Source organism: Sphingomonas sp. (genome assembly GCF_036388215.1).
GTDB lineage: Bacteria > Pseudomonadota > Alphaproteobacteria > Sphingomonadales > Sphingomonadaceae > Sphingomonas.
Genome location: NZ_DASVSH010000033.1, coordinates 252,806 through 271,335 on the forward strand (window position 1 = coordinate 252,806; position 18,530 = coordinate 271,335).

Sequence of the window (18,530 nt, forward strand, 5' to 3'; positions counted from 1 at the left end):
GCACACCTAATATGATAAAAACGGTCGCATTCCTGAAACATTCTGCCTCTCCCGGCGGGCGGTCATGAACATCCTTTTTATCGAGGATGATCCGATGAACCGTAGGGTGGTGAAGGACATGCTCGACGTTGCCGGCGCCACCATGGCCGAGGCGGCATGGGCAGAGGAAGGGCTCGCCAAGATCGATGCCGAGACCTTCGACGTGATCCTGGTCGATCTGCGCATGCCGGGCACCGACGGGTTCGAGACGATCCGCCAGATCCGCGGGCGCGGCGACGCCAAGGCCGAGCTGCCGATCATCGTGCTGACCGCCGACACCGCTGTCGACCTGCGCGAGCGTTGCCTGAAAATCGGCGCCGACGATGTGCTGTTCAAGCCCGTGGCGATGGACGCGCTGTTCGATTCGATCGGCCGCGTCCTCGCCGTCCGCGGCGGCGGGATGATGCTTTAAGCTCTTTCCCCTCTCCCGTCGGGAGTTTCAGGTCGGCCATGCCCCCGGCATGGCCTAAACAGCGCGGGGCGCTGTTTACCTGAAACTGGTTGCGAAGACTTAGGTCGGCTTCTTCAGCCGGCCTTAGTCATAGCTGGGTGAGGGGATCACCCTCTCGATAACGCATCCCCTCATCCAACCTCCGCTAGGCAGCAAGCTGCCAAGCTGCGGTATCCTTCTCCCTCTGGAGAAGGCTCATCAAATCAATCCTCCAATATCTTCGAATGCTTGGCGGTGTCGCGCATCCGCAAATAGGTCGCCAGCGAGATCGCGATCATCCCGCTGACGTACCAGTAAAAGCCGCGCTCCCATTTGAGCGTTTCCTTGAACCATTGCGCGACATAGGGGGCCGTGCCACCGAACACCGCATTGGCAATCGCATAAGGCAGCGCCACGCCGAGCGTGCGGATATGCGCGGGAAACAGCTCTGCTTTCACTACAGCGTTGATCGAAGTGTAGCCGGTCACGATCACCAGGGCGGCAGTCATCAGCAGGAATGCCTGAAAAGGCGTCTCGACGCGTTCCAGCGTCACGAAGATCGGCCAGGTCAGCGCAACGCCCAGCACGCCGAACCCCACCATCAGCGGCTTGCGCCCGATCCTGTCGGATAATGCGCCGGCTAGCGGCTGGAGGCACATGAAGACGAACAATGCAGCCGCATTTACCTGCGCCGAGATTTCCTTGGAAAAGCCGGTGGTGCCGCTCAGGAAGGCGAGCAGGTAAATCGAATATGCATAGAAAGCGAGCGTGCCGCCCGCGGTCAGCAGCATCACGACGGCTGCTTCGCGCGGATGCTTGGTGAAGAGCGCGCCGAAGCTGGAAACGTGCTCAGCGGTGCGTTTTTCGAAGCTCTCGGTCTCGGGCAAGCGCCGCCTGATCCAGAATACGACCACCGCCAGCGCCGCGCCCACCGCGAACGGAATTCGCCAGCCCCATTCCGCCAGCGCATCCTTGGCCATCACCGTCTGGAGCAGGATCAGCACGCAGAGCGCGATGAGCTGGCCCGAAATCAGCGTCACATATTGGAAGCTCGAAAAGAAGCCGCGGTGCTTCTTGCCGGCCATCTCGGAGAGATAGGTTGCGCTTGCGCCATATTCGCCGCCGACGGAAAGCCCCTGGATCAGCCGCGCGACGAGCAGCGAGACCGTCGCCCAGGCGCCGATCGTCGCATAGCTGGGCGTGACTGCGATCATCAGCGAGCCGAAGCACATCAGGGTGACCGAGAGCGTCAGCCCCGCCTTGCGCCCCTTGCGATCGCCATAGACTCCCATCAGCCACCCGCCGATCGGCCGCATGAAGAAGCCGACGGCGAAGATCGCCCAGGCATTCATGTTCTGCGCGACGGTGTCGCCCTTGGGGAAATAATGCGGCGCCAGATATGCAGTGAACGCCGCATAGGCGTACCAATCATACCATTCGACCAGATTGCCCGCCGATCCGCCGAGGATCGAGCGGACGCGGTTTCGCTGCGGCGGATTCTCCATGGGGCGAGTTATAGCGCGGCTCGGCGTGGCGCAAAGCGGATTGCCATCGCGCGCGCTTTCGGCTTGAGATGCCTCCGGAATTTGAGGGGCGAAACGAATGCGTGCGTATTTCCTGGCCGCAGCGGCGCTGCTGGCGCTGGCGGGATGCCAATCGGCTGATGAAAAGGCCGCGGCGGAAACCGGGGAGCTCAAGCTCGCCAACGCTTCGATGGCGGACGTTTCGCGCCTTTCCAAGGCGGCCCGCGCCAAGACGCAGATGCAGCCCGGCCAGTGGCGAACCGCCATGACCGTCGTGTCTGCCGATCTGTCCGCATTCCCGGAAGGTCCCGCCCGCGATGCGCAGATGCAAGAGATCCGCGCCCAGGAGCAGAGTTCCAGTGGTTGCCGCACCTCCGATCAGCTGAAGCCGCTCGATTTCGAAAGCATGGAGAAAGTCGCGGGCAAGTGCGTATTTCCGCGCTATATCCAGGCCGGCGGCAAGCTTGATGTGGAAATCCATTGCGGGGAGGGCGCGTCGAAGAGCGTGATTCTCGCCGCTGGCACGATTTCGCCGACCGGCTTCGATGTGATGATCGATCAGAAGAGCGGCGTGGCGGGAGCCGCGAACTATCTGGCCGTCAGGCTCCATGCCAAGGGCGAGCGCACCGGAAATTGCACTCCGAAGCCGGCATAGCGCTCCACGGATAGCGTTGCGGGTTGAAAAGTTGGATTTGCCCTGATAGGTGCCCGCCATTCGCGCCGTGGCCCTGCTCCGGCGATCCCTATTCTATTGCTTTGAAGCGCGAGGCTCTTTTACAACATGCAAATCATCGTACGTGACAACAATGTCGATCAGGCGCTTCGCGCGCTCAAGAAGAAGCTGCAGCGCGAAGGCGTCTATCGCGAGATGAAGCTTCGTCGTCACTACGAGAAGCCCAGTGAGAAGCGCGCCCGCGAGCGCGCGGCCGCGGTTCGCCGCGCCCGCAAGCTGGAGCGCAAGCGCGTCGAGCGCGACACCGCGCGGTAAGCTCGGCCCGGCGCGCAATGCGCGTCTTGGCCTAACCTTTACTAACCTTCCGCGTTTTTTGAGCTGCCTGCTGCTGGAGCCGTATCCATGTCGTCCGTGACCGCCGTCCCGCTCCAGCCCGTCAAGCGCAGCCACAAGGTCTGGCTCTGGCTCGGCGTTCTGGCCGCTATCGCGCTGGCTGCCACGCTCGCCTGGGCAGGAACCCGGGCCGCAGTCGCGGTCAAGGGCTCCGACGCGCAGTTCCTGGCCTGGAACAAGGGCCAGCCGGGCGTGAAGACCACTGCCTCCGGCTTGCAATATCAGGTGCTCAAGGAAGGCGAGGGGCCGGTTGCGTCGGAAGGCGATTACGTCCTCACCAATTACGAAGGCACGTTCCGCAACGGCAAGACCTTCGACAAGAGCGATCGACCCGCGCCGTTTCCCTTGCAGGAAGGCGCCGCGATCAAGGGCTTTTACGAAGGCCTGAAGATGGTGAAGGCGGGGGGCATCTATCGCTTCTGGATCCCCTCCGATCTGGCTTATGGCGCGCAGACGCCGGATCCCGAGCGCATTCCGCCCAATTCGATGCTGATTTTCAAGGTGAGCATCGATCGCGTGATCCCCGCCGCCGTGGTCCAGCAGATGATGATGCAGCAGATGATGCAGCAACAGCAGGGCGGCGCTCCCGGTGGCGCCCCGGGTGGGCCGCAAGGCGCTCCGCCGGCCGGCCCGCAGGGCGCTGCCCCCAAGCAGTAATCCCGTGTGCTTTGACTGCATCAAAGCGATCGGTCGACGCACTTGATATAACCGGCTTCCGGGCGCACAGCCGCCCCGGAGGCGGGCATGTTCGACAGTTTCGATCCGATAGTCCTGGCGCGGATCCAGTTCGCGTTCACCGTGAGCTTCCACTTCTTCTTCCCCGCCTTTTCGATCGGGCTGGCCAGCTATCTGATGGTGCTCGAAGGGCTGTGGCTCCGCACAGGGCGCCCAGTCTATCTCGATCTCTTCCGTTTCTGGATAAAGATCTTCGCCGTCACCTTCGCCATGGGCGTGGTCTCCGGCATCGTCCTTTCCTACCAGTTCGGCACCAACTGGTCGGTCTTCTCGGACAAGACCGGCCCGATCATCGGGCCCTTGATGGCCTATGAAGTGCTGACCGCCTTCTTCCTCGAAGCGGGCTTTCTCGGCGTCATGCTGTTCGGGCAGGAGAAAGTGGGGAAGGGGCTCCATTTCGCGGCGACCTGCATGGTGGCGCTCGGTACTTTCATTTCGGCCTTCTGGATACTCTCGGCAAACAGCTGGATGCACACCCCGACCGGCCATGCCTTCAACGAAGCAGGTCAGTTTGTCCCGGCGGGCAGCTGGGCAGCGATCATCTTCAATCCCAGCTTTCCCTACCGCCTTGTCCACACGGTGATCGCGGCATATCTGACCACGGCGCTGGCGGTCGGCGGCTCGGCCGCTTGGCACCTGCTGCGCGACAAGGCCGACGAGCACGCCCGCAAGATGTTCAGCATGGCGATGTGGATGGCGGCGATCGTTACGCCGATTCAGATCCTCGCCGGCGACGCCCACGGGCTCAACACGCTCGAGCATCAGCCCGCCAAGGTCATGGCCATGGAAGGGCATTTCGACAGCCATCCGGACGGCGCGCCCTTCTATCTGTTCGGCCTGCCCAATCAGGAGACCAAGCGCATCGATTACGCGATCGCGATTCCAAAGGCTTCGTCGCTGATCCTCAAGCACGATCTCAACGCGCCGATGGCTGGCCTCGACACGATTCCGGATCGCGACGAACCCAATGTGGCGATCGTCTTCTGGTCGTTTCGTATCATGGTGGGGTTGGGGATGCTGATGCTGGTCCTTGGCATGTGGAGCCTGCTCGCGCGCTTTCGCGGGAAGCTCTTTGACTGGACATGGCTTCACCGGTTCGCGGTGGCGATGGCGCCCTCCGGCTTCGTTGCGGTGCTCGCCGGCTGGGTCACCACCGAAAGCGGCCGCCAGCCCTTCACCGTTTATGGCTTGCTGCGCACCGCCGAGAGCGCTTCGCCGCTCGCCGCGCCCGCCGTCGGGGTGTCGCTGCTCGCATTCGTGATTGTGTACTTCCTCGTCTTCGGATTCGGCGTTTGGTACATCCTGATGCTGATCGGGAAGGGCGTCGAGCGACACGAGCCCGGAATCAGCGAAGCCGCGCCGATCCGCACCGCCGGCATCGTTCCAGGCCCCGCTCAGCCCGAAGCGGAGGACGCGCGATGACCCCCGATCCAACGCTGGCGACGATCTGGGCGTTCCTCATCGCGTTCGCGGTCTTCGCCTATGTCGTGATGGACGGATTCGATCTCGGCATCGGAATCCTGTTCCCGGTCTTCAAGGGCGAAGAGCGTGACAAGGCGATGAATTCTGTGGCCCCCGTCTGGGACGGCAACGAGACCTGGCTGGTGCTGGGCGGAGGCGGGCTGATGGCCGCCTTCCCGCTTGCTTATGCGATCCTGATGCCGGCGCTCTATCCGCTGATCATCGCGATGCTGCTGGGCCTCGTCTTTCGCGGAGTCGCCTTCGAGTTCCGCTGGCGCGACGCGGGCCACCGCCGCTGGTGGGATATGGCCTTCACGACCGGCTCGCTGGTCGCCACGCTGGCCCAAGGCATGGCGCTTGGGGCGATCCTTCAGGGCATCAAGGTTTCCGGCCGCGAATATGGCGGCGGCTGGCTTGATTGGCTCACGCCGTTCAGCCTGCTTACCGGAATCAGCCTGGTCGCGGGCTATGCGTTGCTGGGGGCGTGCTGGCTGATCTGGAAGACCGACGGCAAATGTCAGGATCACGCATACCGCCTCGCCGGACGCTTCGGCGCGATCACCTTGGCCGCGATCGGCGCGGTCAGCCTGATGACGCTGACGCTAGACAATGATTATGCCGCGCACTGGTTCGCGATGCCGGGCGTGCTGCTGACCGCGCAGGTGCCGGTGCTCGTGGCGCTCCTGTCGTTCGCTTTCTGGCGCGCGCTGGCGCGGAAGGCCGAGATTTTGCCCTTCATCCTTGCGCTAGCGGTTTTCCTGCTCAGTTTTGCCGGGCTGGGGATCAGCATTTTCCCACACATCGTGCCGGGTGCGGTCACGATCCTCGAAGCGGCGGCTCCGGCCGACAGCCAAGGCTTCATGCTGATCGGCGCGGCGGTGATGATCCCCATCATTCTGGGCTATACCGGCTGGAGCTATTGGGTGTTCCGCGGAAAGGTGGGCGCGGCGGGCTATCACTGAGTTCGAAGCGGTTGCCCCCAAAGGGGGTCAGTAGGCGTTCTTGTGAACGAGCACGCCCAAGGTCATCACCATGATCTTGATATCCTTCCAGATCGACCAGTGGCTGAGATACTCCAGGTCTGCCTGAAGCCGGTAGGTGAGATCGCTCTCGCGCACCGTGGCGCCCCGGAAGCCGCGCACCTGGGCAAGACCCGTCAAGCCTGGCTTCGCCGCATGGCGATGCCAGTAGCGCTCGTCGATTTCCCAGAACAGCTTGTCTTCCGCCCGCGACCCGAGCGCATGCGGGCGGGGCCCGACGCAACTCATGTCGCCTACGAGCACATTGATCAGCTGGGGCAGTTCGTCGATGCTCGTCTTGCGGATGAACTTGCCGACGCGGGTAATGCGATCGTCTTCGCGCGATGCCGATGTCTGGCCCTCACCGTCGCTTTTCTCGACGCGCATGCTGCGGAATTTGAGCACTTTGAACATGCGGTTGCCTTGCCCAATCCTCGTCTGGACGAACAGCACCGGCCCGCGGCTCTCAAGCTTGATCGCCAGCGCAGTGAGAAGCATCACCGGCGCCAGCACAAGCAGGGCGAAGCCGGCCACGGCAATGTCGAAGCTTCGCTTGACGAACGAATCGAATGTGCTGAGCGGGCCATCGGCCACCACCATCGTGGGCGCATCACCCCATTGTCCAAGGCCGAGCGGTGCGAGCTCGAGCAGTTCGGGCGCCAGTATCTCGCTCTGGATCCCAACGCCCTTGAGAATGCGGACCCAATTCAACCGCCGCTCGACGGAGCATGCCACCACGACGCGGTCCGCATCCTCCAGCGCGACCGCCAACTGGTCGAACATTCCAGGTGAATCCTCGGCCGCTTCGATCGGGTCGTTGGCCGCGATAATCACGGAGAAGCCCCCCGGCGCGATCGCCTGAGAGCCGTCGGTAATGAGCACGACGCTGTACGGGCTGCCGCCCAATATCCAGCGCGCGCTGCGCAGAAACCGGTCCCGGACGATCACCAGCAGCACGGCCGTGACGCCGGTGCCGATCGCTATGGTGACACGGGAAAAACTCTCACTGGTTTTGAAATAAAAGGCGATCAGGAGCACGAGTGCGGCGGCGGTGACAAATGCCTGGAGCGACCGGATAACGCCCTTGCCGGGATCTTCGATCACTTGCGTCGCATAGGCGTGACCGTTCAGTGCGACGAGAATGTAGACAGGCGCGAAAGCCACAGCCGCGGAAAGCCATTGCCCGCCAGCGGCGCCCCGCTCATAGATCAGGCTGGCGATAAAAAAGCCCGCGAAGATGCAAAGTATGTCCAGCGCGATAAGGCATGCATGCAAGCGCCTGCGCAGCTTGCCGCGGCTCGGTTGCCAACGGGATCGAGTGGGCGACGCGCCTCCTGCGCCGGCGCGGATCGTCCCGAACTCCAGATTCACCAGAACACCCCTCGCGACTCATACCCAATCAGCTTGACTTCTAGTCCTTCAAGCCACGGGTTCCAACCGCTAAGCAGGGGTGGCCGCGTGCACAAATGTCACAGACTGAACCGTCTGGACGGCGAGCGGCTAAATCCCACTAGCCAGTTGCGCGGTCCGTGGCCCTTGGCTAGGCGGGGCACGACGAACCGGGGGACGATTTTTCGATGAAGGGCATCATACTGGCCGGAGGCAGTGGTACGCGCCTCTACCCCGCGACCTTATCCATTTCCAAGCAGTTGCTGCCGGTTTTCGACAAGCCGATGATCTATTATCCGCTGTCCGTGCTGATGCTCGCCGGCATCCGTGACATCCTGATCATCTCAACTCCGCGCGACGTTCCGATGTTCGAAGCCTTGCTGGGCGACGGGTCGAACTTCGGAGTAAACTTCACCTATGCCGTCCAGCCCCAACCGAATGGCCTCGCCGAGGCCTTCATCATCGGCGCGGAGTTCGTCGGAAACAGCCCGAGCGCCCTGATCCTCGGCGACAATATCTACCATGGCGACAAGCTCGGAGAGAAATGCCGTGCGGCGGCCGCCGAAGCCGCGCTAGGTGGCGCGAATGTCTTTGCATATCATGTCGATGACCCGGAGCGGTACGGCGTCGTCGCATTCGACCATGATACCGGCAAGGCGACCAGCGTCGAGGAGAAGCCCGCGAACCCCAAATCCAACTGGGCAATCACGGGCCTCTATTTCTACGACAACAATGTCGTCGATATCGCCAGGTCGATACAGCCTTCGCATCGGGGAGAACTCGAGATTACCGACGTCAACCGCATCTATATGGAACGCGGGTACCTGCACATCACTCGACTGGGGCGCGGCTATGCGTGGCTGGATACGGGAACGCACGATAGTTTGCACGAAGCCGGGTCTTATGTTCGCACCATCGAGCACCGCACGGGCATCAAGATTGCGTGCCCGGAGGAAATCGCGCTCGAGCTCGGTTGGCTCGATGCCGAAGCTGTGCTGCGCCGCGCTGAGATGCTCGGCAAGACGGGTTATGCCGATTACCTGAAACGGCGCGTGAAAAGCCTGGCATGACGCAGTTCCGCCGCCTCGCCATCCCCGAAGTGATTGAGATCACGCCGCCTCGGTTCGGCGATCATCGGGGCTTCTTTTCCGAGGTATATAAGCGTCAGGCTTTCGAGGCGGAGGGCATCCGGATCGATTGGGTGCAGGACAATCAGAGCTATTCGGCCGGAATGGGCACCGTGCGCGGATTGCACTTCCAGACTCCACCCTTCGCGCAGGACAAGCTGATCCGCGTGCTGCGCGGAGCGCTGTACGATGTCGCGGTCGATTTGCGGGTGGGGTCTCCCAGCTACGGCCAATGGGTCGGCTGCGAGCTGTCCGCCGAAAAATGGAACCAGTTGCTCGTGCCGGTGGGATTCGCGCACGGCTTCATGACCCTGACGCCCGACGTCGAAGTGCTGTACAAGGTCAGCGCGCCTTACTCGAAGGCGAACGAGGCGGCGGTTCTCTGGAACGACCCGGCCCTTGCTATCGAGTGGCCGGATGTCGGCGTTGAAGTAACGATCATCGACAAGGATCGCGAAGCGCCGTGCCTCTCGGACTATGATTCGCCGTTCGTCTACGGAGACTGATATTCAATGAAAACGATACTTGTCACCGGCGGCGCCGGCTTCATCGGCTCGGCTGTCGTACGGTATCTCGTCGGCAAGGGCGTGCGCGTCGTCAATCTCGACAAGCTCACCTATGCCGGCAATCTGGCCAGCCTGGCATCGATCAAGGATATGCCGAACCATCGCTTCGTGCGGGGCGACATCGCCGATGTTCCCATGATTCTGGCGAATTTGCGTGAGGAGAATGTCGAAGGCATCATGCATCTCGCTGCCGAAAGCCACGTCGACCGCTCGATCGACGGCCCCGGCGAGTTCATCGAAACCAATGTAGTTGGCACCTTTCGCCTGCTCTCCGCGGCGCTCGAATATTGGCGTGGGCTGGAGGGTGAAGCCAGATCGTGCTTCCGCTTCCATCATATTTCCACCGACGAAGTCTTTGGCGACTTGCCCTTCGACAGCGGCATTTTCACTGAGGATACGCCCTATGCGCCCTCCTCGCCTTATTCGGCGTCCAAAGCGGCGTCGGACCATTTCGTCCGCGCCTGGCATGAGACTTACGGCCTGCCCGTGGTCCTTTCCAATTGCTCGAACAATTACGGTCCCTATCACTTTCCCGAAAAGCTGATCCCGCTGACCATCCTCAACGCCCTGGAGGGCAAGACCTTGCCCGTCTATGGCAAGGGCGAGAATGTCCGCGACTGGCTGTATGTCGACGATCACGCCAAGGCGCTTCACCTGGTGCTCACCACCGGCAAAGTGGGCGAGAGCTACAATGTCGGGGGGCGCAACGAGCGCACCAACCTCGCGGTGGTCGAGACGATCTGCGATATTCTCGATGCGCGCGTGCCGCTGCCCGATGGCAAGTCGCGCCGCGAACTCATCGATTTCGTCACGGACCGTCCCGGCCATGATCGCCGTTATGCGATCGACGCGACCAAGCTTGAAAACGAACTGGGCTGGCAGGCAGAGGAGAATTTCGAAACCGGTCTCGCCAAAACGGTCGGCTGGTATCTCGAGAACGAATGGTGGTGGGAGCCCATTCGCTCCGGAAGCTATTCCGGCGAACGGCTGGGCACCAAAGCCTGATGCGGATCCTGGTCACCGGACGTAACGGGCAAGTCGCACAGAGCCTCGCCGAGTGCGCCGGCACCAGCCACGATCTGATCTTCGCCGATCGTCCTGGCTTTGACCTTGCCGATCCCGCCTCAATCGAACGCTCGGTACAAGAAGTCCGGCCCGATCTGGTGTTCAGCGTCGCCGCCTACACCGCGGTCGATAAAGCCGAATCCGAGCGCGATGTCGCGATGGCGGTGAACGGGGAGGGCCCGGGCGTGCTCGCCAGGGCCGCGTATCGCATCGGCGCGCCTGTCGTCCATCTCTCCACCGACTATGTTTTCGATGGAAGCAAGGACGGGCCGTATTCCGAGGCCGATCCGGTCGCCCCGCTGGGCGTGTATGGCGAGACCAAGCTCGCGGGCGAGCGGGCGATCCAGGCCTCCGGCGCCACCTATGCCATCCTGCGCACCGCTTGGGTTTACAGCCCCTTCGGCGCCAATTTCGTGAAAACCATGCTGCGCCTGGCGGGGGACCGTGACGAGCTTACCGTGGTCGAGGATCAGCGCGGCTGCCCCACCTCCGCCTTGGACATCGCCGCCGCAATGCTGCACGTCGCGAACATGTGGGCGACCGATCCGAACAGGGGCGCTAACGCCGTTTATCATCTCGCCGGCAGCGGAGACACAAATTGGGCCGATTTCGCGCGCCGGATCATGGCGCTGAGTGCCCCCCGGGGGGGGCCAAGTGCTTCGGTTCGCGGCATTCCCACCAGCGCGTACCCGACCCCCGCCAGGCGCCCTGCCAATTCCCGCCTGGATTCGACGCGATTTGCGGACACATTCGGGTTCGTAATGCCGTGTTGGCACGACTCGCTGGAACCGGTGGTCGAACGACTGGCCAGAGCTGCCTAACGCGCGTCAAAAAAAAGGCCGCGGGCGTCAGCCGGACGCTAAGGCCGCTTATAGTGAGCCAGGTTCAGCGATGGCGCCACGAGGCTGTCGCCGGTGACATTGCGAACTGTGGCGCTTTCGACGCTCGGCGCAAGCGAGATGATGTACAGGTTCTTGCGGTTCTGATCGGTATTCACAACGCCGTCAGCCAGCGCGGCGCGCGTGTTCGCAGCCCCCGCTACCACCGAGCCGCCATTGTTGCGGAAGCGCGAGCCGCTCAGGTCGGCTTCGGCAACATATTCGATCTGAACAGCCTGGTCGCCGGAGCCCGAAATGACGCCGGCCAGGCGAACCCTTCCCTGTCCCTGGTTATAAGCGCGCCCCAGGTTGGAGACATAGACCCCATGATGACCCTTGCCGTGACCGCTCCCGGTGATCTGCGACTGCGGGGATGTCGTCAGGGCCGCTATGCCACGGGCCTGGATGCCGATGCCGCCGCTTGATGTGATTTCGCCATCGAAGCTAAGCGAGGGCTTCCCATGCGCGGTAGCCAGCAGATAGATGCCGCCCGAGGCTCCGCGCTCTATCCGCGCACCCTTTATGGTAGCGGATCCGCTCGCGACGATTGCGACGTTGAAGCCGTACAGACCCGTGCGGTTGGAGCGGACGCGCGGCGCGACGGTATCGCTGAATGACCCGCCCTGCACCATCGTACCGGCCGCAGTGACCCACAGCGCGTTGTTGCGATTGCGCACGGCCGTGCAATCGATGATCTGAACGGCGTGGTTCCGGCTCATATGGGAGGGGTCGAGCGCATTGTGCTCCGCGGAGATCCCCCCGCCTTGCGAAACCAGGGACGCATTCGTGTCGTCGCCATTGTCGAATGCGGCGACGCGCTCGAATATCGTGCCGGACGCTGCGTAGCTCGCTGCGCCGAAGCTCTGATTTGCCCAGCACCGGACGTCGCGAACGCGTGTGTTTGCCCAGCTGGTCGAATTGCCGCTCGACCACAAAATGTCGGTAGGGTCGTGATCGATCGTGACGCCGTTGTCGAAACGCGCATGTGAGGCTTCGCAATGATCGACAAGCCCATCGGCGCACTCGATCGCCCGGATGCCGTTAACCAGGCCATTATAGCCGTATAAATATGAGGCATGCCATCCGCGAACGTGACGAAACTGGACGCAGCCATAGAGCGTGTCGTGCAACGCATATGCGAAGCCCCGCATATTCCGGGCATTGCCGTCCACGGTCCGCAATCCGCCTATGCCGCGAATGCCGACGTTGCGGAGGTAAGCGCTTCTAGCGCCCGAAAAGAAAAAGCACGCCGCCTTGGTGCGCTTGGTGAGGCGAACATTTTCCTCAAGCTCGATTTCGCAATTGGAAAAATCGATGACGATCGTGTCCGAAAGCTGATAGCCATCCCCGTCCAGCGGCGGAAAGCGAGCCACGCCGCCGCCCTGCGACCGGAGATGTTCAAGCATGGCCCGAACTGCGGGGAGGCAGTCCCGGCCGGCGATGGCGGTGCCGAACATCTGCGGCGTGACCGCCTGTGGCGCCGGGTTACGAACCAGAGCCGCAGCCGTCGCGTTGCGAGATGCAGCGCCAGTCAGGGCCATTCCCAGGAAAGCTCGCCGCCCTAAACTGTCTACACGCGGCATAACGGTCTTTTGGGCAGTGGCATTTCTATTGGAGCGCTGCGCCGGCCTGGGAGAGCCGAATGTCGTCGATCCAGACTGAATCCGGTGAACCCGGCCTGGGCGGTTCGACCCAGATTTTAATGGCAACTCCGCGACAACCGGTTGGTATCACGAACAATATGCGATGGTTCGCCAGGTCACGCACTTCGTCGCGGGCGACATCGTCCGCGCAAGTGATTTGCGGCCAAATCTCGGATGTCCTGCTTCCTTCGCCTTGCGCGGCCCGCCAACGGAGTTCGTAGCGCCCAGGGTGGAGCAGCAGTCCCTGACGCATCACCACTTCTCGCATCGAGCTTGTCGAGGAAACTCGCAGGGCGCGAGTGCCGGTCGGCGAACCGGAAGCGGTGATCGTCGCTTCAAAGGCCCCGCTCTCGATTGGAGTCCAGTCCAGCACCGCGGAGGGGCCGCTCGGCAAATCCTGACTGAAATCCGCATTGTACACCGACTTCCGCGGATCGTTTCCGGCCGGCATTACGCTACGCCAAAGCATGGCAAGGTCATCGGTTCGTTCTTGCGCGTTCAACATGCTCACGGCGACAATGAGAACGTCCGGAGGAAGGCGCCCCTTGGTGGCGGCCAATATGAGCACTTCCATCCGATTCTCGAGATCGGCTCCCTTCAGCTGGTAGCCGTCCTCCGCATACGCCAACGCGTAAGGCGCCTTTGCCATATCGGTGGCGAGCTGCTCACGACCCTCGAGCGTCTTTTCCGCCTCGATGACAGCGGGTCGCATATTGGCGAAAGATACGCCCTGTTGCACCAGCGCCTTGAGGCGCAGGCTCATCTGGCCGAAATCGCCCTCCGCGACGCTCATCCCCAGCCAGTATAATTGCGTCGGCACGTCGCGCCAGCCGCCCCGAGCCGCCAGCAGAAATGCGGCCCTTGCGTTATCCGCGTCACCCGCAAGGAGATATGCGCTCCCGAGCGCGGAGGCCGCGCCGGGATTTGTCGGATCGAGCGAAAGCGCCAGGCGTGCCTGCGTTATCGCGCCGGCCGGCTTCTCGCCGCTCGTCAGTTGCTTGATCGCCCGCTGCCGCGCGTGATTGGGCCAGGATAGGCCGAACTCAGGCGCTGGGCGGGAACCAAACTCCGCCGTCCGGTCGAATGCACTGGCTACACAGATAGGGATCAGTGCGAGCGCAGCGGCAGCGCAAACGTAACGGGCTTTGTCAGGAACGCGCACGGCGCTCAGGCTTGTCGCTACGCGTGGGAGAGAGCTCCTCGCCATAGGTGTAATAATCGTAGTTCGAATATTCGGCACCGGCCTTCTTCGCATCGAACTTGGTCAGCACGCAGCCGATGACGTGGCTGTGTGCGCTCCGCAGGCGGCGAAGAGCGCCCTTAAGGCTGCCGCGGCGGCTACGGCTTGCTTCGATCACGAATACGGTCGATTCTGCGATGGCGGACAGGATCGGTGCGTCGGCCAGACCCAGCACGGGCGGGCCGTCCAGCACGACCAGGTCATACTCGTGCGTCAGCTGATTAATCAGCTCCCGCATGCGGATGCTCGAAAGCAGCTCGGTCGGGTTGGGCGGAATCGGTCCCGACGAGATGAACGACAGATTCTCGTACTGAGTGGAACGGATCGGCCGTACCTCACTCTCGTGGTGAGTGATCAGGTCGACCATGCCCGCCGAATTGTCGGTGCCCATGACGCGATGCAGAGACGGGCGGCGAAGGTCGGTATCGATCAGGATCACCCGCTTGCCGAGCCTCGCCAGATCGTGTGCGATCGCAAAGCTCGTCGTCGATTTACCTTCGCTCGCCTGGCTGGAGGTCACCAGCAGCGACCGTGGCAGGCCCTGCGGGCTGGAGTAGATCAACGACGTCCGCAAGGCGTGATAGGCCTCGGCGACGTTGGTGCGTGGCGATAGCAGCTCCTCGATGAGGTCCGTGCCTTCCTTCGCGACCGGGATGACCCCGATTACCGGCAGGCCAAGCTTGCGCTCCGCATCTTCCGGAGCCCGGATCGCGTCATCCATCCGCTCGCGCAGGAGAACCACCGCCACGGCCATTACAACGCCCAGGAACAGCGACAGAAGCATGTTCAGGAACAAGCGCGGCGACGAAGGACTGACCGGGGTCTCGGCCTGGTCGATGATCGAGATGTTATTGGCGGTCAAGCCTGCGGAGGCGCTCACTTCCTTGAAGCGCTGCAGCAGCCCATCGTACATGGTCCGGTTGGTATCGGTTTCGCGAAGCAGGATATTGTAGCGTACGCCACGGTCCTGTTCGGCCAGGGTGGCGCTCTTGAGGCCAGTGACCTGGCTGTTGAGCGATCGCTCCTGCTCGAGTGCGACACGATAATCGTCGCGGATGCCCGAGCGGATGCTGCCGGCCAGGCTCCTGATCTGGCGATCGAGCTCGGCGACTTGGGCGGACAGCTGCTGAACGTTCGGATGCGATGCCAGATGGCGCGCGCTCTCCTGGCGGAGGTCGGCAGTCTTTTTCGCGCGCTCCTGGAGCAATTCCTGCACCGCCTGATTGGCTAGTACGGCCGGAATACTGAGCAATGGGGCGCTCTGCGTAGCATTCCAGCGCTGTTCCGCGGCAATTCTGTTGGCGCGTGCGGTGTTGGCGACTTCGTTCAACTGCACGAGGCTGGACGTGGTGATCGAAGTGGAAGGCGCAGTGCCGCCCTCCTCGGTCGCAGCGGCGCCCGTGGGCGTGCGGATCAGCCCCGCTTCGCGGGCATAGTTGTTCAGCGCGCGCTCCGATACTTCCAGCCGCTCCTTTGCTTCGCCTAGCTGGCGAGCGAGAAAGTCGCGGGCGTAGGCGGAGCTGTCGTATTTCCGCTGCAGGTTGGTCTGGATGAACGCGCGAGCAAATGCGTTGACTATTCGGGCCGCCAGTGCGGCGTCCGGACTGGTGAAGGACAATGTCACGACCCGCGACTGGCGCGGCAGCTCTACATCCAGATTGGACCCGATCAGCGCCAGAGCGGCGCCATGGCGGCGTTCGGGCGGGATTTCGGAGAGCTTCAACGGAGAGCCCATGCGCGTGAAGAAATCCTGATTGTCGAGGAGTTTCAACTCGCGCGCGACGCGATACTCGATGACTCGGCTTTTCAGGACATCGACCTGGGTCTGAAGGAAGCGATCGGCATCAAACACGTTCGGAGCCGGTTCGAGATCGGTCTCCTTGTTCATGACCCTCGTGCCTTCCTCATTGATCTGCACGGTGCCTTGAGCCGTATATTTCGGCGTGGTGAGCATCGTGGCGATCGTGCCGAGGATCACCGACAGCGCGATTATGCCGATGATGAGATAGGCGTTACGCTTGAGCGTCGCGATCAATTGGGGAAAGTCGATCGAGAAGACGCTTTCCGCCTCGCGGTCGCTGACAAAGTTCAGCGCTGTCACTTCGGTGTCGCTCACATGGCGATCGAGGACTGGATTCTTGCCGGCGATATTCAAACGATCAACTCCAGATAACTTGCCGTCAGAACGGGCGGAATGCGGCGAGCGCCGGGGCAGCGGAGAGGAAATCGCGGAATGCCCCCTTTATTGCCGAATACCCTATGACCACGACGTCGCCACCCAAAATTTCGGGATCGGGCGACCGCCCTTGGCGAATGTGGTTCAGATTGAACACGGCGCCCATGCGCTGGCCGTTGACCACGCGGAAGACGACGACTTCGCTCAGGTTGGCGGTCTTGGTCGGGCTCTTTGCCCGCGCCACCGCCTCAAGCAACGACGAGGAGCCGCTGATCTCGTACACACCGGGCTCGACCACACTGCCTTCGACGATCACGCGCTGCGAAACGGCCGAGGCAACGACGACGGAGACCTGCGGGTTCACCAGATAATTCTCGCTGAGCCGGGCGCTGATTTCCTTGGTGAGCTCGTTCGCGGTTTTTCCTGCCGCGCGTACATCGCCGATGAGCGGAAACAGCAAGCTGCCCGAAGCATCGACCTGGATTTCCTTGAAGCTAAGGTCGGGTTCCTGGAACACGGTGATCGAAAGCACATCGAGAGCGCCAATCCGATAATCCCGCCGTCCGTCGGCCGAAGCTGCCGGAAACGTCGAATAAGCGTTCACGCCACGCGGCAATTCCGATGATGGCTTGGACTGGCAACCGCTCAGGAGCAGCGCTGAGGCCGCTATCCCACCAAAAACCAGATACCGCATCACAACCACTCCTTCACGTCTACGGGACGCATCCAAACAATCATGCCGAGCGCACCTCGAGGGGCGCCTGCGACAAACGAGTTCCGACCTTCTGCCCTCCCGTGCGCGCCAACATTCCAACTGCCAAGGCGCAAAGTGTGGCGAGCGACATCGATCGGAGTGGATAGTCCACGATCGAATGAAGGGCTAGAATCACCAACACGGTCAAGGCGAACAGGGCCAGCCGCCGCTGCTCTAATTGGGTTTGAGGATCACGCAAGACGTTCCATGTCCTGAACATGAGCCCAATGGTCAACATCAAGACGACGATCAAGCCAAGAATTCCGGCCTCAAGCGTAAATTCGAGATAGTCGTTGTGGGCGCGGTTGGGCCGACTTGCATCGACGAATTCCAGCTGCTCCGCGCTTATGATGACGGGAACGAACGTTCCCATGCCAGTTCCCGCCGGCCAGCTGGTCCCTATCGCATAGCGCGTATCTTCCCATAGGTTGGGCCGCGCGTCCTGCAGGCTGTTGAACCGATCGAGGCTTTTTTGCACTACCGCGTTGTCGCGGGCCGCGAACAGCAGCAGGCCGACCATCACTGTGGCTGCTGCTGCGCCGATTACAACGGTCCGGCGCTTCCACCGGAAACGGCTAGCGAACATCAGAGCGCTGACCGCCACCGCCAGCAGTCCAAGCCCCATGCCAGAGCGCGAGCCGGTCAGCAGGATCGCAATCAGCAAGAAGGCAAGGATCCCGCCTGCAAGCGCTCGACGACCGAGATCTTTCAGCAGGTCGCTCCGGATCGCCAGAAAAGTAGCCAGTGCGACGATTCCGATAGCGAACAGATCTGCCGCCGAATTGCGATTCGCGTGGAAGCCGGTGGCAAATGCCCGGTTGGCGGTGCCAGGATAGAAACGCAGCCAATGTGAATCGCCGCTTGACTGCTGGATGGCGCCCACTGCTGCCGAGAGGCATATCAGGGCCACCAGCACCGCAAGCAGTCGCGTGCGATCGCGAAGCGACAATTGCGATACGAAATAGATCATCACCAGCGGCGCGATCAGCGACAAGGCGGACGCGAGCGTGCGATACGGTGCGATGGAGAGGGGCCGCCAACTATTCTCGGCGCCGATCAGCCGCAACGCCGCCACTTCTGTCTCCCGCGCCGGCAGAGACTGCCAAATGGAGGGCGGCAGCGGCACGAGCTGGATCAAGGGAACCGCCGCGAAGAGCGCCGCTCCAATCAGCACCGGCCAGTCGAAGGGAGTTTCGGCGCGCTGATCGCGGATCAAAATAAACCAGGCGGCAAGCGCCACCAGCGCGGAGATTTGAACGATCATGCCCGCGAGTGGCGAGGGCGATCCACCTCCACCGAAAACGACGCACATGGCGATCAGAGCGGCGGCGATCCGAAATCTCATGACGAAGCCCGTATGACCTTACTACGCGGCCGGCGCGCGGATCAGGCGGAAACGAGCCGAGATGGCGTCGCGCT

17 protein-coding genes are annotated in these 18,530 nt (G+C 62.3%); 10 read left to right on the forward strand and 7 right to left on the reverse strand.

Annotated elements, in window-relative coordinates:
* The first annotated feature begins 64 nt into the window (after positions 1–64).
* On the forward strand, positions 65–451 hold the full coding sequence (locus VF617_RS15435; protein ID WP_331015794.1) for a response regulator: 387 nt from the start codon (positions 65–67) through the stop codon (positions 449–451).
* A 242-nt stretch (positions 452–693) separates the two neighbouring features.
* On the opposite strand, the gene VF617_RS15440 is transcribed toward VF617_RS15435, so the two are convergent.
* Positions 694–1,974 (reverse strand): MFS transporter, encoded by a 1,281-nt coding sequence (locus tag VF617_RS15440; protein WP_331015795.1) that lies wholly within the window; start codon positions 1,972–1,974, stop codon positions 694–696.
* 97 nt (positions 1,975–2,071) lie between these two features.
* Between VF617_RS15440 and VF617_RS15445 the strand changes: the two genes are divergently transcribed.
* The 5 genes from VF617_RS15445 to cydB all read left to right on the forward strand — a co-directional run bounded on the left by VF617_RS15445 (position 2,072) and on the right by cydB (position 6,216).
* Entirely contained in the window at positions 2,072–2,647 is a 576-nt protein-coding gene (locus tag VF617_RS15445) for a DUF3617 domain-containing protein (RefSeq protein WP_331015796.1), read from the forward strand.
* A 126-nt stretch (positions 2,648–2,773) separates the two neighbouring features.
* The gene (gene rpsU, locus VF617_RS15450) at positions 2,774–2,980 is read left to right on the forward strand and encodes a 30S ribosomal protein S21 (RefSeq protein ID WP_331015797.1); all 207 of its coding nucleotides are present in this window, start codon (positions 2,774–2,776) and stop codon (positions 2,978–2,980) included.
* Between the two features lie 87 nt (positions 2,981–3,067).
* Positions 3,068–3,715, forward strand: coding sequence for an FKBP-type peptidyl-prolyl cis-trans isomerase (locus VF617_RS15455; RefSeq protein ID WP_331015798.1), 648 nt, complete (start codon positions 3,068–3,070; stop codon positions 3,713–3,715).
* A gap of 87 nt (positions 3,716–3,802) precedes the next feature.
* On the forward strand, positions 3,803–5,215 hold the full coding sequence (locus VF617_RS15460; RefSeq protein ID WP_331015799.1) for a cytochrome ubiquinol oxidase subunit I: 1,413 nt from the start codon (positions 3,803–3,805) through the stop codon (positions 5,213–5,215).
* Positions 5,212–6,216: a cytochrome d ubiquinol oxidase subunit II gene (cydB, locus tag VF617_RS15465; RefSeq protein ID WP_331015800.1), complete on the forward strand. Its 1,005-nt coding sequence runs from the start codon at positions 5,212–5,214 to the stop codon at positions 6,214–6,216. The genes VF617_RS15460 and cydB overlap by 4 nt, the downstream gene beginning before the upstream one ends.
* Positions 6,217–6,243: 27 nt before the next feature.
* On the opposite strand, the gene VF617_RS15470 is transcribed toward cydB, so the two are convergent.
* Positions 6,244–7,548: an exopolysaccharide biosynthesis polyprenyl glycosylphosphotransferase gene (locus VF617_RS15470; protein WP_331015801.1), complete on the reverse strand. Its 1,305-nt coding sequence runs from the start codon at positions 7,546–7,548 to the stop codon at positions 6,244–6,246.
* A gap of 302 nt (positions 7,549–7,850) precedes the next feature.
* On the opposite strand from VF617_RS15470, the gene rfbA reads away from it, so the two are divergent.
* Genes rfbA through rfbD form a run of 4 tightly spaced genes read left to right on the forward strand, consistent with a single transcriptional unit; the run spans position 7,851 to position 11,241 of the window.
* Entirely contained in the window at positions 7,851–8,732 is an 882-nt protein-coding gene (gene rfbA, locus VF617_RS15475; protein WP_331015802.1) for a glucose-1-phosphate thymidylyltransferase RfbA, read from the forward strand.
* Entirely contained in the window at positions 8,729–9,295 is a 567-nt protein-coding gene (gene rfbC, locus VF617_RS15480) for a dTDP-4-dehydrorhamnose 3,5-epimerase (protein ID WP_331015803.1), read from the forward strand. The genes rfbA and rfbC overlap by 4 nt, the downstream gene beginning before the upstream one ends.
* A 6-nt stretch (positions 9,296–9,301) precedes the next feature.
* A complete protein-coding gene (gene rfbB / locus VF617_RS15485) occupies positions 9,302–10,360 on the forward strand; it encodes a dTDP-glucose 4,6-dehydratase (RefSeq protein WP_331015804.1) in 1,059 nt (352 codons plus the stop codon).
* On the forward strand, positions 10,360–11,241 hold the full coding sequence (gene rfbD / locus VF617_RS15490; RefSeq protein ID WP_331015805.1) for a dTDP-4-dehydrorhamnose reductase: 882 nt from the start codon (positions 10,360–10,362) through the stop codon (positions 11,239–11,241). The genes rfbB and rfbD overlap by 1 nt, the downstream gene beginning before the upstream one ends.
* 38 nt (positions 11,242–11,279) lie before the next feature.
* Here rfbD and VF617_RS15495 read toward each other — a convergent pair whose 3' ends face one another.
* From VF617_RS15495 to VF617_RS15515, 5 genes are all read right to left on the reverse strand, one after another.
* Positions 11,280–12,704, reverse strand: coding sequence for a hypothetical protein (locus VF617_RS15495; protein ID WP_331015806.1), 1,425 nt, complete (start codon positions 12,702–12,704; stop codon positions 11,280–11,282).
* A 202-nt stretch (positions 12,705–12,906) separates the two neighbouring features.
* The gene (locus VF617_RS15500) at positions 12,907–13,704 is read right to left on the reverse strand and encodes a hypothetical protein (RefSeq protein WP_331015807.1); all 798 of its coding nucleotides are present in this window, start codon (positions 13,702–13,704) and stop codon (positions 12,907–12,909) included.
* 385 nt (positions 13,705–14,089) lie between these two features.
* The gene (locus VF617_RS15505; RefSeq protein WP_331015808.1) at positions 14,090–16,297 is read right to left on the reverse strand and encodes a GumC family protein; all 2,208 of its coding nucleotides are present in this window, start codon (positions 16,295–16,297) and stop codon (positions 14,090–14,092) included.
* A 64-nt stretch (positions 16,298–16,361) separates the two neighbouring features.
* Positions 16,362–17,051: a polysaccharide biosynthesis/export family protein gene (locus tag VF617_RS15510; RefSeq protein WP_331015809.1), complete on the reverse strand. Its 690-nt coding sequence runs from the start codon at positions 17,049–17,051 to the stop codon at positions 16,362–16,364.
* A 40-nt stretch (positions 17,052–17,091) separates the two neighbouring features.
* Entirely contained in the window at positions 17,092–18,456 is a 1,365-nt protein-coding gene (locus VF617_RS15515; RefSeq protein WP_331015810.1) for an O-antigen ligase family protein, read from the reverse strand.
* Between the last annotated feature and the right edge of the window lie 74 nt (positions 18,457–18,530).

Coding starts and splice junctions, on each gene's coding strand:
- rfbD (WP_331015805.1), top strand. CDS start 10,360: ATGCGGATCCTGGTCACCGGACGTAACGGGCAAGTCGCACAGAGCCTC.
- VF617_RS15455 (WP_331015798.1), top strand. CDS start 3,068: ATGTCGTCCGTGACCGCCGTCCCGCTCCAGCCCGTCAAGCGCAGCCAC.
- VF617_RS15500 (WP_331015807.1), bottom strand. CDS start 13,704: ATGAGCCTGCGCCTCAAGGCGCTGGTGCAACAGGGCGTATCTTTCGCC.
- rpsU (WP_331015797.1), top strand. CDS start 2,774: ATGCAAATCATCGTACGTGACAACAATGTCGATCAGGCGCTTCGCGCG.
- VF617_RS15435 (WP_331015794.1), top strand. CDS start 65: ATGAACATCCTTTTTATCGAGGATGATCCGATGAACCGTAGGGTGGTG.
- VF617_RS15460 (WP_331015799.1), top strand. CDS start 3,803: ATGTTCGACAGTTTCGATCCGATAGTCCTGGCGCGGATCCAGTTCGCG.
- VF617_RS15495 (WP_331015806.1), bottom strand. CDS start 12,704: ATGCTTGAACATCTCCGGTCGCAGGGCGGCGGCGTGGCTCGCTTTCCG.
- cydB (WP_331015800.1), top strand. CDS start 5,212: ATGACCCCCGATCCAACGCTGGCGACGATCTGGGCGTTCCTCATCGCG.
- VF617_RS15510 (WP_331015809.1), bottom strand. CDS start 17,051: ATGCGGTATCTGGTTTTTGGTGGGATAGCGGCCTCAGCGCTGCTCCTG.
- VF617_RS15445 (WP_331015796.1), top strand. CDS start 2,072: ATGCGTGCGTATTTCCTGGCCGCAGCGGCGCTGCTGGCGCTGGCGGGA.
- rfbA (WP_331015802.1), top strand. CDS start 7,851: ATGAAGGGCATCATACTGGCCGGAGGCAGTGGTACGCGCCTCTACCCC.
- VF617_RS15515 (WP_331015810.1), bottom strand. CDS start 18,456: ATGAGATTTCGGATCGCCGCCGCTCTGATCGCCATGTGCGTCGTTTTC.
- rfbB (WP_331015804.1), top strand. CDS start 9,302: ATGAAAACGATACTTGTCACCGGCGGCGCCGGCTTCATCGGCTCGGCT.
- VF617_RS15440 (WP_331015795.1), bottom strand. CDS start 1,974: ATGGAGAATCCGCCGCAGCGAAACCGCGTCCGCTCGATCCTCGGCGGA.
- rfbC (WP_331015803.1), top strand. CDS start 8,729: ATGACGCAGTTCCGCCGCCTCGCCATCCCCGAAGTGATTGAGATCACG.